The sequence below is a fragment of the Acinetobacter sp. MYb10 genome (assembly GCF_002980175.2).
In the GTDB taxonomy this organism is placed as follows: domain Bacteria; phylum Pseudomonadota; class Gammaproteobacteria; order Pseudomonadales; family Moraxellaceae; genus Acinetobacter; species Acinetobacter guillouiae.
The window spans coordinates 36,604-51,143 of sequence record NZ_CP058272.1 but is presented as its reverse complement, the minus strand read 5'-3'; the positions used below and the strand labels follow the sequence as shown (position 1 = coordinate 51,143).

The window sequence follows — 14,540 nt, the reverse complement described above, 5'->3', positions numbered from 1 at the left end:
TATTTATAAATCAGTGGTTCCTGCAAAAAGCGCGATTACATCTGCTTCGGTTAGTTTTTTTGTGTCATTGTTAAAAGCATAAAACTCAGGTTTATTGTCTATAAAAATTTCCATATCGAATTTTATATCTTGAGGCTGTTGATCCAATGCAAATGCATTGATATTGCAATAACTTTGGTCTTTAGTCCGCCAAAATAAATTTGTGCCACAGCAGTTACAAAAACCTCGCTCGCCCCAATCAGAAGAATTATAAATACTTAAGTGCTCATCTTGAGAAAACTGTAAACTGCCCTGTTCGACATCAATCGTCATAATTACACCGCTCGTTTGTCTTCTGCAAATTGAACAATGACACGCATGAACATCATGATTTTTTAATTCAACCGTAAAAGTTGTTGCCCCACAAACACATTGCCCTTTCATAATGATTTCCTTGTTTTATAAATTTTCCATAAAGATACTACAATGATGTAGTGAAATTATAGTGAAACAGATATTTTTTATCATACGGATGTTTTTTAATTGAAAAGCGAAATGATTCGCTCTAAATTAGTCAATACAACAATTTAAATATAATATTTGGAAAAGTATGCGTTATAAAATTATAGATGTTTATCAGCTCCAAAATATTCAACGGTATATTGCAAAGTGTCTAAAGACACAATCACCTCAATTCATTGTGATTGAAAGTGATCAAACCTTATGTAAAGAGCTCGATATTATTGATGTCGACTTACAAGCATCGATTGCCACGTGGGCAACGGGTGAAAGAATTGATTTAAAAATCATTCATCAATCCAACCATATTGAAAAATTCTACGATTTTGAACATTAAAAAGATCAACTCAATCGTTCAAATTCAATAAAAAGTTTGACAGTAAATCCCTCAACATCATATTTTATTTTAAGTTCTCTTTTAGAACCCCATATAAAGGATAAATATATGAAACACCCAAAAGAAATGACAGGGCTTGAATTTCTACAAGCAATGGTTGCTGGACAAATTCCTAGAGCATCGATTAGTGAAACCATCCCGATGGATTTACATGAAATTTCTCATGGTCATGCAAGTTTTAAAGTCAAAGCGGATCAGCGTCATTTAAATCCTTTAGGTGGCGTACATGGTGGTTTTGCAGCAACAGTTTTAGACTCAGCAACAGGTTGTGCAGTACATACCACCCTAGAGGCAGGCGTAGGTTATGGGACCATCGATTTAAATGTAAAAATGTGCCGCCCTGTACCTCAAAATAAGCAATTATTTGCTATTGGACAGTTGATTAATTTAAGTAAAAGTCTTGCCATTTCTGAAGGGAAATTGGTCGATGAAGATGGCAAATTATATGCACATGCAACAGCGACCTGTATGATTATTCGTGCATAACTGGCTGCTTAGAGTGCTATTTATATTGAATAGCACTCTAAGCAGCATTAGCCTTAGGCTCATCAACATACATCTTACCCATCTTCAGCTGTTTTAGGCTCTCATCCCATTCCAGATTACGCTTACAATTGATTGCTTCTGCACGGCTAATTTCTGCCATGTTTTGCCCACAATATCCCCCACCAACTTCGACTTGAACGATAGCTTTGGCTTGATTATTGATAATCTGATAAGAAAATACCGCACTGTTAAAAATTTCTTGTATGGTTTTATGATCTTTAGATTGATAGATCACCAGCTGATCTCCCCCATGCCCTCTAAATACACCATCTTCAACACACCTAATCGAGTCAGGTTCATAAATATATTCTGGCTGATCATCCCCAATTAAATCCACAACCGTAACAACATCTTTCATATCAACCGCTACAGCTTGCTTACAATGTTTCTGCGCATCTTTTACCTGCTGTATAAGCTCATCAGGATAATTTAATCCTTTAGATTTATGCTCTATTTTTGCTTCAGTAAAAGTCGTAGGAATTTCGACTTCAACTTCACTGCTTGCCTTTCCTGTATCAGCTTTTGCACGATCAACTTTGTCATTATTATCTGCTGCAATCGCTGCTTTTTTCGTAGACTCCGCTGGAGCTGCATTCTGAGAATTTTGTTGAGAACAAGCGCTTAAGAAAACAAGCCCTGATAAACTCAAAATATTGACAATGTTCAAAATATTTTCCTAAATATAAACTAAGGTTTCTTAATAAAATAAATACTTAAAGTTATGAAATTTAACTATAAAAATGAAATCAGCAAATTTATAAAAGACCGAATAATAACGATTTCTGCTCTGAGATAAATTCACTTTTAAAATTTTGACAAATTTACTTTCGCATTTTGCTCAAAATGTTTTCTAAAATATTCAGTCTGATACAAAGGTTGCATTTGATAAAAATGCTGTAAAACTTCTGCTCTTTTGACTTTATAGATTTCTGCATCAACCCACGCGTATTCTTGTTGAATTTGCTGTTCATATTCTGCAAAACGTTCAACAGAGCTAGCTAAAATTGCTAAATCGATATCAAGTAAATAATTTAAATCATGCTGTTTAGACGGTTGATGCTCTTGTGTTGCAATGATCCATTGAGAAACTTTGTCTAAGACCGATTGCGTTAAAATACCCACACAATGCTTGTACATTAATTGAGCACTTTGTTGTTCATTATCTTTTACTTGTGGATTATAAACGGCATCATGAAACCAAATTGCCAACTCAACAGCAACAGGATCATTCAATTGCGCTTTTACTTGGTGAAATAACTCAAGGCATTCGACAATATGTTGAACCGTATGATAATGACGTTGTGGCTCAGTATAAGCAGCAACAAGCAACTGCTGTAAAAAAATACACTGCTCTGTTTCGATTTCTATCTGATTCGCAAATTCAGCCCAATATTGATTGAATGGTTTGAGGTAATTTTCTGTTTTAGCTATGATCATATTTATAGAACATCTAAGACTTTATATATTAATACAACATTTTTGGCTGTTATCCCATGATCAATAAATCAAAATTTTTAGCCCCTTCTCATTTAGACAAATTTGCTTGTTATAAACACGCTGACTATTTTCAAGATCTCATTGATATTGAATGGCGAGGTCAAATACAGTCCTCCACACAAAATAAAAGATTTAAAATCAAATATTATGGAGATATTTTTGAAGAATATCAGCTCATTTGTGGGACAGACTTTGCACCAGAACTCATCTACGCGGTAGATGTAGAAAGCAATGAAGAAATTTTACTTTTTGATGGTACGCAACATGGCTATGATCCCATGTTCTGCGATGAGTTTACACATAAACAAATCACCGAAAGACCGTTAATCCATTTTTATAAAGATCAGGACAATCAGGATCAATTCGAGATCATTTTTAGTGTCTATCACAATATAGATTATGATGAAGAACTAGATGATTTTCTCAATCAAGACGGTGAAATTGAGCTTATTTCGGGGGAAATAATTTCTGTTGAGAGATTAAAATTAGATGGCTTTGATTTTGTTCAAATCAAAGCGGTAAATTCGCTTGGTCATGAATACATTATTTTTGAAAAAGAGCTGGCTTAAAGCAAGCCAACTCTCTTTCAATACATTAAACGATTGAAATACTTAAGCAACTTGCTCATCACGCTTAAATACCAGTTCACCTTTCAATGAACTCTCGGCATCGAAATAATAACCATCAGTATTAAAGGATTTAAGATCATCCATTTTTTTCAATTGATTTTGAATGATGTATCGAGCCATTAAGCCACGCGCTTTTTTAGCATAGAAGCTAATCACTTTATATTTACCATTCTTCTGATCTAAGAATACTGGTTTAATAATATCAGCCTGAATTTTTGCTTCCTTGACCGATTTATAGTATTCATCAGAAGCAATATTGACCAATAACGTTGAGCCGCTTTGTTGCAAATCCTGATTGATCAAATCGGTAATTCGATCCCCCCAAAACTCATAAAGATTATGACCACGGGTATTGGCAAGTTTTATTCCCATTTCCAAACGATACGGCATCATTAAATCAAGAGGACGTAATAAGCCATATAGACCGGATAAGCTGCGTAAATGATCTTGCGCAAAATTGAGATCGTCTTGCGACAAACTATAAGCATCCAGACCTGTATAAACATCGCCTTTAAATGCAAAAATTGCTTGTCGCGCGTTGGCAAAACTAAAGTCAGCATTCCAGTCACGAAAACGCTCCGCATTGAGATTGGCAATTTTTTCACTGACACTCATCAAACTGGCAATATCTGAAGCGGAGAGTTTACGACTTAGGTCTATAAGCTGTTGAGATTGATCCAGCAGTCTTGGTAGAGTGTGCGTATCGGTCGGGAGTGCTGACTGGTAATCGAGTGTCTTAGCAGGGGAAATTAAGGCGAGCATGGTCTTCCTGATCAAAAAATAACTAATCAAACTATAACAGTCGGGATATTTTAATTCCAATTCATGTTTTCTGTGAACAGAATCGGTAAACTATCGCACTTCCCTGCTTATGATCGTTTAAATTATGTCCGAACAACTGTTCATTCAAGGTTCGGTTGGCAAAATTGAAGTTTTTGTTGACTATCCTGTGGGCGAAGTAAAAGGTTTTGCTGTCGTTTGTCATCCTCACCCACTGCAAGGTGGTACACCTCAACATAAAGTTCCTGCTTTACTTGCACAAATCCTCTCTGAACAGGGTTGTGTGGTCTATCGCCCAAGTTTTCGCGGTTCTGGACAAAGCGATGGAATCCATGATGAAGGCTTTGCTGAAACTGAAGATATTCTAGAGGTCATTAGACACGTTAGACAATTACACAAAAGTCTACCTTTCTATGTTGGCGGTTTTAGTTTTGGTGCACATGTAATGGCAAAAGCCTATCATGCGCTCCCTGATGAAATTAAACCGCAACAAGTGATCTTATGTGGTTTACCAACATCCACTGTAGATGGTCTACGTCATTATGTTACCCCAGCAATTAAAGGCGATATCCTGTTTGTACACGGTGAAGCAGATCCGACGACTAAACTCTCTGATTTGCTTGAATGGGCGAAACCACAACGTCATTTGATCACAGTATTGCCAGGTGCAAACCATTTCTTTACAGGTTATTTAAAGCAGTTAAGAATCGCAATTTCGCGTTTTCTTCTTGTGCCATAAATCTGAATTTAAAAAATTTAGGATAAATAAGGTGAGTGATTCACTTTATTTATCCGTTCACATCATCCCAACTCAAACCAAATTTCGCCAAATACTTTTTCACGCGATCGCTGTCGTTGGTGGTTTGTCTTTGCTCGCGAGATACAGAAAATAAACGCCGTCCAGCATCGGCCATGGATTTCGATTTTTGGCAAACATCAATCACCCCCTGCAATTGAATACGATCAAATTCATCAATCTGCGCCACTTGTTCAGCACTTAAAATTTTCATCAGTGACGATTGGGTTAAAGCCTCTTTATTTTCAGCAATATTCCAAATTTGTTGTAGTCGGCCAATCTCAGCATTTACTTCATGTAAACCAATACGCTCACCATTGGCTAAAGTCGCCATACGTGTCACGCTTGCAGTTAAATCACGAAAATTCCCTTGCCAACTGGCGTCTAAAGATTGCGCAAATTTTAAATATTTTTCTAAGGCATCGGTATGAAAACGTAACTGCCGTTGATGCGCAACAGCAAAACGCTGTAACTCAAAGGTGATGTTCGGTTCAATATCTTCCACACGATCTTTTAAGCTCGGTAAAAAGAAGGTCCATGTATTTAAGCGAGCCCATAGATCTTCACGGAACCGCCCTGCACGGACTTCCTCACGTAAATCTCGATTGGTTCCAGCAATCAACTGAAAGTCAGCCTGAACCTCTTTATCACTTCCTACAGGAAAGAATGACTTATCCTCCAAGGCCTTGAGCAACATGGCTTGCTCATCCAACCCTAGCTCGCCGATTTCATCGAGAAATAAAATGCCATTATCCGCACTTTTTAAATAACCAGTACGTGCTGCAATAGCACCTGTAAATGCACCTTTACTATGACCAAATAATGTCGACATCGCACTATCACCAACCAGCGTTGCGCAGTTCACATCAATAAAGCGCCCAGAAAGATGAAATTTTTCCTTTTTCAATTGATAAATTTGCTTAGCTAAATGCGACTTACCGACCCCTGTTGCACCCATAATCAAAATTGGCGCACTTGAGCGTGTTGCAACCAGTTCTACTTCTTGAATCATTTGATTAAAGTTTTGGTTCTTCGTGGCAATATTGGCTTTTAACTGCTGCCAATTTTCAGATTGTTCATGTTCAAACCGCTGGGTTAATGCTGCATATCGAGATAAATCTAAATCTATAATACGATATTCACCCTCAGGTTGTTGTTTACCTGTAGGTGCACTTTGAATGAGTTTGGCTGGTAAATAATGCGCATCAATTAATAAATACCAACATATTTGCGCAACATGCGTACCTGTGGTGATATGTAATAGATAATGATTGTTCTCAGTATCAAAAGAATATGATTTTACAAAGTCATATAATGCACCATACATATCCGAAAAATCCCAGGGATCACGGATATTCATCTTATGGCCAGTAATTTGGGTTTGCGGTGAAATTTCTAAAGCATCTTGTCGCAAATGATCAATTAAGCTGACATTTCGGCGATCATGTAATAAAACCAGCTCATCAACCACTAAATCTTCATGCATCAACAAACTCATGGTGGGACGCCAGCGTTGCCAGCGATCAAGTTTTTTCCCTTGATCTAAAGTTGAACCCACAAAACCAATCACGACTGTTTTTTTAAATTTTTGCATATTTCTATAAATCTATAAAATTTTATATATCTTGCTTAAAGCATAGTTTTATTTTGTCAAAAATCAAATACTGTTTATACCGTCATTTTTTAATATTTTAAAAATCTCAGTTTCTCTTTTGAATATAATGCGACTATACTATTGATGTACAAAGCTTTTACTCACTTCTCCCATCACCGTCTGATTCGACACTTTTTTGATGGAATCCACCCTGCTTTGTTGTAAAAACAATCATAGAAAACATTTTAAATATTCAATAGGTTTTAATTCCTCATGTTACAGTTTACATTCTTAGGGACATCCTCTGGTGTGCCCACATTAACACGCAATGTGTCAGGTTTAGCGATTCATTATTGCAAAAGCAAAGACTGGATATTGGTTGATGCAGGCGAAGGTACACAGCATCGTATTCAACAAGCAAAACTCTCTTTACAACATTTAAAAGCCATTTGCATTACGCATGTACACGGCGATCATTGTTATGGCTTGATGGGTTTACTGGCAAGTGCTGGTATGAATGCACGCAAAGATCCGATCACGCTGATTGCACCCAAAGAAATTCAGCAATGGTTTGCAGTAACCTGTCAATTCACTGAACTTTTCCTGCCTTATCCAATACATTTTATCGATGTAAATACTTTGACGAATCCCTTTCAATTGGATGAGCATATTTCCATTGACGTTCATCACTTACACCACCGTGTGACAAGTTATGCTTATGGTTTTAAAGCGACACAAACTCAGCGCAAACTCAATGTTGACGTTTTAAATCAACTCAAAATTCCAAAAGGTAAACTATGGGGTGATCTACAACAAGGTCAAAATATTGAGTGGAATGGGCAGTCCGTCTTAAGTCAAGATGTTCTCATTCAAAACACTCAAAGTGTTTATGCCATTGTCGGTGGAGATAACGATCAGCCAGAATTACTATCGAACGCTTGTCAGGATGCAGCACTGCTGATTCATGAAACAACCTATACTCAATCGATATTAGACAAAGTAGGCGCAGGCCCAATGCACAGTTCTGCGAAAATGGTCGCTGAGTTTGCAGAATCGATTCAACTACCTAATTTAATTGCAACGCATCTCAGTGCCCGTTACCACGATGCACAAGGTGTGCAAACCATTGGTAATGAAATTGCCCAGTACTATCATGGCAATTTTTACATTGCTGATGATTTTGATCAGTATGAACTAAATATGCACGGCGAATTAACACCGTTTCGCACTGGGAAACCCTGGGAAAAGTAATTTTCCCAACTTCAATTTAACGCTATGCAATATTATTGAATCATAGATGGTCGTTCTATCGTGTGGAGATATGGATATCGCCCATTGTGTAGGAATGCTGGGTACAGGATCTATCCCTCGCCCAACATGAGCAAAACAAAGCTCAGCTTTGTTTGCAGCGCAAGGTTTGGCCTCATCTTCAAAAGGTGTGGCAGTGTAAGCTTTTTATATTCAAATAGTTTATTCCGCCATGCAATTAATTTAATTAAAAATATGAATTAAAAAAAACATCTTTTTGTGCCTGAGTTTTTAATAGGTTGACTATATCCCAACTAACTTTGCTTTTAGCTGGAGTTAGTGTCCTTTTTTATTTGCACAACATTAGGCTCATTGATTTTTTACTTTAAAAATAGAAATAAAGATAAAAATCTATAAATAAAGATATTTTATTTTATACCTTTTAAATTTTAAAACAAATAACCACTGAAATTTTAAATTTTTTAAACTCATAAAATCAGTCACTTAAAAATAAAATTTCATTCCAAAACAAAACTTGGCACACTCTCTGCAATATCTATCTCAAGAAATTAAAAAATCACTTGAGGATGCTGTCATGGCGAACAAGACAATTTTTGCCTCTAAACAACAGGCAAAACCAAAAACCATTGAATACAACGAAGCTGGTGGTCGCGCATATAAATTAAAATCTCGTGCCGCATTAGCGCAGCTTGCTGCAACAGGTACACTGAATCAGACCTTTTATCAAAATGCACAAGTGCAACTTGATAATATTTTAAACCTAGCGCTTGAAGTAGAGCCTGAATTTGTGGCTAAAACTGCAATTTATGCACGCCAAAAGGCACATATGAAAGATACACCTGTAGTGTTATTGGCTTTACTTTCTGAACTTGATGCAGAATTATTTAAGCAAGTTTTTCCTTTGATTATTGATAATGGAAAACAGTTGAGAAATTTTGTTCAAATCATGCGCTCTGGAATGATTGGTCGTAAGTCATTAGGTTCATTACCGAAACGTATGGTCAATGAATGGATTCTTTCAGCATCGGATCAACAATTGATTGCGGCCAATATTGGAAACAGCCCTTCACTTGCCGATGTGTTAAAAATGACTCATCCAAAACCAAAGACAGTTCAACACGATGCTTTTTTTGCCTATGTCCTAGGAAAAGAATACCAACTTGTCCAACTACCGACTCAAGTGCAAGCATTGGAAGAGTTTCGATTGGGAACAGCAACACAAGTACCTAAAGTGCCGATGCAGCTTCTAACCAATTTAAATTTGAATGCGAAACAATGGGCCGAAATTGCAAAAAATGGTTCTTGGCAAATGCTACGTATGAACTTAAATACCTTCTTACGCCATGATGTTTTTAAAATCAAAGGAATGACAAAAATCATTGCCGATAAATTGATGGATGAGCAAGCCATAGCCAAAAGTCGAGTATTTCCATATCAATTGATGATGGCTTGGTCTGCACTTGCAGAGGATATGCCACATGAAATTGCCAATGCGCTAAAGTTTGCTATGCAGCGTGCCATCGCCAATGTACCGAAACTTGAAGGAAATGTGGTGATTGCGATTGATGTTTCCGGTTCGATGTCAAGTTCTGTGACAGGTTATCGTCAGGGTGCAACCTCTCAGTTACGTTGCGTAGATGCTGCTGCATTATTTGCTAGTGCATTTAAATATGTAAATCCAAATATTCGTTTGATGCCGTTTGATACTGAAGTTCGTCAATTATCCAATTTCAGCAAAGTACAGGAATATTTAAAACGAAAAAATTTTGGAAAACAGCAAAATTCAGAAATTGATATTTTTGCTTTGGCTAAAAAATTTGCCAGCATGTGTGGTGGTGGAACTGATTGCTCTAAGCCTTTGGAACTGTTAGTGAAAGAAAATGCCAAAGTCGATATGGTAATTTACTTCTCTGATAATGAATCATGGGCAGATCAAGTTCCAAGATCACACCGAAAAACTGGGATGATGCATTATTGGAAACAGCTAAAACAGCATAACCCTGATGCAAAACTGGTGTGTGTTGATCTGCAACCCTATACCACTACGCAAATGCCTGAACATAGCGATGTGATGAATGTCGGTGGATTTTCCGATACGGTATTTCAACTGATTGAAAGTTTTGCCAAAAATGAAATGCATGCAGATCATTGGGTAAACGAAATTGAAAAAATAGATATTACACAAACTCAGCTTTATGCAAGCTGAATGTATAAACAAATTTGATCGAGTCTCTTCAAGTGTTTACATTTAACAATGTCCACACTTGATAAGACTGGGTTAGATAAAAAGCACAAATGCCATAGGAACTACATTTCAAGATTATGCTGTTTCTATATTTAATTGTTGTGCTAAGTAAGAAATTGCCAAATGCAGATAGAACTACATTACTTTGAATAATTGATGTTTTATCGACACCTTTGTTGGCAAAATACATCGCATAAAATGCGTTAAGAACTACATCTTTAATGCGTAGGTCGGTGGTTCAAATCCACCCTTTTCACGCTTTTCCAAGTTTGAAAAGTAGCTCAGTTGGATAGAGCAACGAAACGTCTTTAACATTTTGTTTATGCAAAGCAGTAAAAGAATCAAATGTTTCAAGGACTACATCTTAAAATTGACGTCATCGGTGGTTCGAATCCACCCCATCATTTCGATGATGGTCGCCAAGCGGTAAGGCACGAGCGTCTTTGAAAAACTTGTTGATTCACTTGTAGGGCAGTATATGAAAATATACTGGGGTCATCAGTCCATCAAATACGCATAGGACTACATTAGAATTCACAGATCAGAGGTTAGATTCCTCTGCTGTATATACATACAGTCGCTTAAAGCAAAAGCGGTGAATTGTTTGTCTTATAATCAAATTTGTTGATGGACTTGTGACCTATGTTTAAACGATCAAATGCCTGTTGGATTACATCGCGATCTCACGCACAGTATTTCGGGTACTGCACATATCCAACACCAACTTTTTTTGATCTTGTATATGCAATAATGAAAGTAGATCAAATGCTTTGAGGACTACATTACGCGTTTGTCGGTGCTTCGATACCACCCTGTATGACAAAATACAGTAGCTCAGTTGGTAGAGCCCCGACTGTCTTCAGCTCTTTGTTGATGTACTCTCATTATAATAAATAGATTTACACGATAAGCAGTCACGAATATAGATTGGATTTCATGGTAACGCTTTAGTGTAGGGTTTAAACCCTCCTATCGTGTTCACTCACAAAATCTAATCTTAACGTTTGTGGCTGCTTTTCTTTTTAAACTCATCATGTTTAAAAGCGATGCTTGTGAATCAACAAAAAATTTGCTAGCTTGGAGACTCACCTTAAAACCGAAGACAGGTGTCAGTCTGTAAAACGCAAATTATGTCTATACAAGTTATTGTTGACGATAACAATCTTGATCTTGCTTTAGAAAAACTAAGAGTTAAAAAGTACTATTTAGAAACTAACCACTGGTATAAGAAGTGCCAGAACTATCATGAAAAACCGCCAAGTAAAAGTCGTAAAAAAAGCGAACTGAAACTTTTAGATGGGCATAGTCAAATCCTAGAAGATGATCCTCTCGCACTGAGGTTAAAAATTCATATCGAAGAACATTATCAACCAACTGATGATAATACGATATGGGATATGAACAAAAATTAAGATTCACAAATTTCATCAAATCTAGCTTGGGAGAAGAAATTCTCCCAAGCTAGATTTCATACTATAATCTGTAACATGATAAATATCCTGAATAATAACAATGCGTACTTGGTTTGCTTTCCTCTTATTTCCTTTACTAATTTTTGTATTCTTATTTTTCTTCTATGTCATTTTTTTACTTTCACTCACTTTGGGCTGCGGTTTCCGGCAAGAAGATATCCCAACCTGTTCAAAAATTTATTATTTTTCAATTATATCAATATTCCCAATAGCTATTTGGCTTGGCTATTTTACAACTAAATTTGCACCACATTGTGAAGATATTTCCTTAGTAGTATTTATAGCCTAATATTTTCAATCACTTTATTTGCATATTTACAAGGCTCTAAAGTAAGCCTCATCTTTTCAATTGGTTTTAGCCTCCTTTTCTTATTATTTTTAGGAATTGGTTGTTTTATATTTTATTTAAAATATAAAAATAGATAAATTACTATCTAAAATATTATTTAAATTTGCATATTTTTTTAAAATGCACATTTAAAATAAAATATAAATTTATCTATTTATTATAAATCAATATCTTATAAAATAAAATCAATTAAAAAACAAAGTTGGCACACTCTCTGCAATATTTAGAGCATACATCATGAGATGTATATAAATATCACCTGCCTGCAACCGCTTGGCAGGCAGGTTTTGAAAAGGATCAAAGCAATGACGATGTTAGTCGCAGAACAAATCGAAAAACAAACTTCCTTAGCACAGGAACGTACTTATAACGTAATTCAGGATGCTAAAGGTGTACCTATAAAAATGTGGACCAAAGGTGTCCCCGTTGATGAGAAATCGAAAGACCAATTATTAAAAACAGCACAAATGCCTTTTATTTATAAATGGATGGCAGTAATGCCAGATGTACATGTAGGAATCGGAGCAACAATTGGAAGTGTAATTCCAACCAAAGGCGCAATCATCCCTGCTGCAGTTGGTGTAGATATTGGTTGTGGAATGATGGCAGCACGTACTTCGCTAAACGCATCAGATTTACCAGATAACTTACACGCACTGCGTACCGAACTTGAACGTTTAATTCCGCATGGTATGACCAAAGGTCGTGGTCGTCGTGACCAAGGTTCATGGGATACACCTACTGCACGTGTTGATCAGGCTTGGGCTGAGTTGGTGACTGATTTTGAATATATCTGTGCCAAGCATCCCCGTTTGAAAAATACCAACAACCATAAACAGTTGGGTACTTTGGGAACAGGAAACCATTTTGTTGAAGTCTGTTTAGATGAGCATCAACAAGTATGGATTATGTTGCACTCAGGATCTCGTGGTGTAGGAAATGCAATTGGTAACCACTTTATTGAGCTTGCACGTAAAGATATGCAAAAGCACTTTATTAATCTGCCTGATAAAGATTTAGCTTATTTAGTGGAAGGGACTGAACACTTTGATGATTATTGGTTTGCAGTGGGTTGGGCACAACGATTTGCCATGAAAAACCGTGAGTTAATGATGGAAGCTGCGGTTCAAGCTTTAAGAATTATCATCAACAAACCATTTAATGCCAAAGTTGAAGCCGTTAATTGCCACCATAATTATGTAGATAAAGAAGAGCACTTTGGTCAGGAAGTACTGGTAACACGTAAAGGTGCTGTACGTGCCCGTTTGGGTGAGTATGGGATTATTCCGGGTTCAATGGGTGCCAAGTCTTTTATTGTCAAAGGTAAGGGAAATCAGGAGTCTTTCTGTTCATGTTCGCATGGGGCTGGTCGTGTACATAGCCGTACTGCTGCAAAAAAGTTGTTTACTGTGAAAGATCAGATTGAACAAACCAAAGGTGTTGAATGCCGTAAGGATGCCGCTGTAATTGATGAAATCCCTTCTGCCTATAAGCCTATTGAAGATGTGATGAAAGCACAAAGCGATTTGGTGGAAGTGGTTTATACCTTAAGTCAGGTTGTTTGTGTAAAGGGTTAGTTGATGCATAAATTAGGGAGATTAAATCACTCATTTATTTCTATTGAATTAAAAATGTTTGATCATGGCTGGGCTGCTTTAATTTTCAAATATGATCAACTAGAAATCTCAATAGATTTATCAGATGTTTATGATCCGTTTCAAGACTTGGTGAATTGGGGGTGGAATATTCAACAAAATATTCTGCCAGCCTCTATTGAGATAGATGAAGAAGGTCATGTTGTTAAAATTGTTGCAGAAAACTCGATTATAGAGGATCAATTAATTATTCGATTTATTGCAAAGTCTTTTGTGCATACTCTTAAATTGAATAAGTATTTTTTTCTGAACACTTTGAAACAAGAAATACAACGTTTTTTTGAAAATGATTTTAATCAACATGAATGGCATGAAATTTACCCAGTACGTAATCTACCATTTTTCTGTATTAACGACTGGGTACTTAATCACACTTGGATTAATCAAAATGAGTAATACCAATGGATCGCTCTAAACAAATCAAGATCAGTCATTACGATCTTTTGGCTAATCAAGCAATCCATCTTGAATTACCACAAGAGCCATACATTGTTGTGCTAGCAATGCATAACAACAATGTAACTAATGATTGGCGCAATCAATGCAGTGATTGGATTGTAAAATGTAAACAATGCTATTGGGCTTTAGCTTGGGGCTATGAATGTTCAATTTGGGATGATGCATTGGATTATTCTTATTTAGAATTTTGTAATTTTGATCTACCTGAAGACGATGATTATAATTTCATGACCACTTGGCATGAAAATCAAACTTTAGAAGACGTTATAGAATTTGCCGAATCAATTTCAGTTGATACATTACCCCAGCAAACTTTATATGAAATCGTTGTGTTAAATATTTATTGACTATTAA

General features: G+C 36.4%; 15 protein-coding genes. 10 read left to right on the top strand and 5 right to left on the bottom strand.

Going from position 1 to position 14,540, the window contains the following annotated elements; translation table 11 throughout:
- Positions 1–3: 3 nt before the first annotated feature.
- Positions 4–423, bottom strand: a complete 420-nt coding sequence (locus CQZ96_RS00185; RefSeq protein WP_056511984.1) for a GFA family protein — start codon at positions 421–423, stop codon at positions 4–6.
- A gap of 166 nt (positions 424–589) precedes the next feature.
- Between CQZ96_RS00185 and CQZ96_RS00180 the strand changes: the two genes are divergently transcribed.
- Positions 590–835, top strand: a complete 246-nt coding sequence (locus tag CQZ96_RS00180; RefSeq protein WP_004719281.1) for a hypothetical protein — start codon at positions 590–592, stop codon at positions 833–835.
- Positions 836–943: 108 nt separating this feature from the next.
- Positions 944–1,381: a PaaI family thioesterase gene (locus CQZ96_RS00175; protein ID WP_105713762.1), complete on the top strand. Its 438-nt coding sequence runs from the start codon at positions 944–946 to the stop codon at positions 1,379–1,381.
- A gap of 37 nt (positions 1,382–1,418) precedes the next feature.
- Here CQZ96_RS00175 and CQZ96_RS00170 read toward each other — a convergent pair whose 3' ends face one another.
- Together CQZ96_RS00170 and CQZ96_RS00165 are read right to left on the bottom strand one after the other, a co-directional pair.
- Complete coding sequence (locus CQZ96_RS00170) at positions 1,419–2,108, bottom strand: hypothetical protein (RefSeq protein ID WP_105713763.1); 690 nt, start codon at positions 2,106–2,108, stop codon at positions 1,419–1,421.
- Positions 2,109–2,245: 137 nt separating this feature from the next.
- Positions 2,246–2,878: a metal-dependent hydrolase gene (locus tag CQZ96_RS00165; protein ID WP_105713764.1), complete on the bottom strand. Its 633-nt coding sequence runs from the start codon at positions 2,876–2,878 to the stop codon at positions 2,246–2,248.
- Positions 2,879–2,934: 56 nt separating this feature from the next.
- Between CQZ96_RS00165 and CQZ96_RS00160 the strand changes: the two genes are divergently transcribed.
- Positions 2,935–3,507, top strand: coding sequence for a hypothetical protein (locus tag CQZ96_RS00160; RefSeq protein ID WP_056511990.1), 573 nt, complete (start codon positions 2,935–2,937; stop codon positions 3,505–3,507).
- Between the two features lie 42 nt (positions 3,508–3,549).
- Here the strand turns inward: CQZ96_RS00160 and yaaA are convergent, their stop codons facing one another.
- Positions 3,550–4,329 (bottom strand): peroxide stress protein YaaA, encoded by a 780-nt coding sequence (gene yaaA / locus CQZ96_RS00155; protein WP_004719270.1) that lies wholly within the window; start codon positions 4,327–4,329, stop codon positions 3,550–3,552.
- Between the two features lie 124 nt (positions 4,330–4,453).
- Between yaaA and CQZ96_RS00150 the strand changes: the two genes are divergently transcribed.
- A complete protein-coding gene (locus CQZ96_RS00150; RefSeq protein ID WP_004719268.1) occupies positions 4,454–5,086 on the top strand; it encodes an alpha/beta hydrolase in 633 nt (210 codons plus the stop codon).
- Between the two features lie 49 nt (positions 5,087–5,135).
- Here the strand turns inward: CQZ96_RS00150 and rtcR are convergent, their stop codons facing one another.
- Entirely contained in the window at positions 5,136–6,737 is a 1,602-nt protein-coding gene (gene rtcR, locus CQZ96_RS00145; RefSeq protein WP_056511994.1) for an RNA repair transcriptional activator RtcR, read from the bottom strand.
- A gap of 273 nt (positions 6,738–7,010) precedes the next feature.
- On the opposite strand from rtcR, the gene CQZ96_RS00140 reads away from it, so the two are divergent.
- From CQZ96_RS00140 to CQZ96_RS00115, 6 genes are all read left to right on the top strand, one after another.
- Positions 7,011–7,988 (top strand): ribonuclease Z, encoded by a 978-nt coding sequence (locus CQZ96_RS00140; RefSeq protein WP_056511996.1) that lies wholly within the window; start codon positions 7,011–7,013, stop codon positions 7,986–7,988.
- Between the two features lie 592 nt (positions 7,989–8,580).
- Positions 8,581–10,212 (top strand): TROVE domain-containing protein, encoded by a 1,632-nt coding sequence (locus tag CQZ96_RS00135; protein ID WP_056511998.1) that lies wholly within the window; start codon positions 8,581–8,583, stop codon positions 10,210–10,212.
- A 1,169-nt stretch (positions 10,213–11,381) separates the two neighbouring features.
- Positions 11,382–11,663: a hypothetical protein gene (locus CQZ96_RS00130; RefSeq protein ID WP_004719259.1), complete on the top strand. Its 282-nt coding sequence runs from the start codon at positions 11,382–11,384 to the stop codon at positions 11,661–11,663.
- A 720-nt stretch (positions 11,664–12,383) separates the two neighbouring features.
- On the top strand, positions 12,384–13,649 hold the full coding sequence (locus CQZ96_RS00125) for an RtcB family protein (RefSeq protein ID WP_105713778.1): 1,266 nt from the start codon (positions 12,384–12,386) through the stop codon (positions 13,647–13,649).
- Positions 13,650–13,652: 3 nt separating this feature from the next.
- Positions 13,653–14,123 (top strand): hypothetical protein, encoded by a 471-nt coding sequence (locus CQZ96_RS00120; RefSeq protein ID WP_105713765.1) that lies wholly within the window; start codon positions 13,653–13,655, stop codon positions 14,121–14,123.
- A 5-nt stretch (positions 14,124–14,128) separates the two neighbouring features.
- Positions 14,129–14,533, top strand: coding sequence for a DUF7684 family protein (locus CQZ96_RS00115; RefSeq protein ID WP_105713766.1), 405 nt, complete (start codon positions 14,129–14,131; stop codon positions 14,531–14,533).
- Positions 14,534–14,540: the final 7 nt, after the last annotated feature.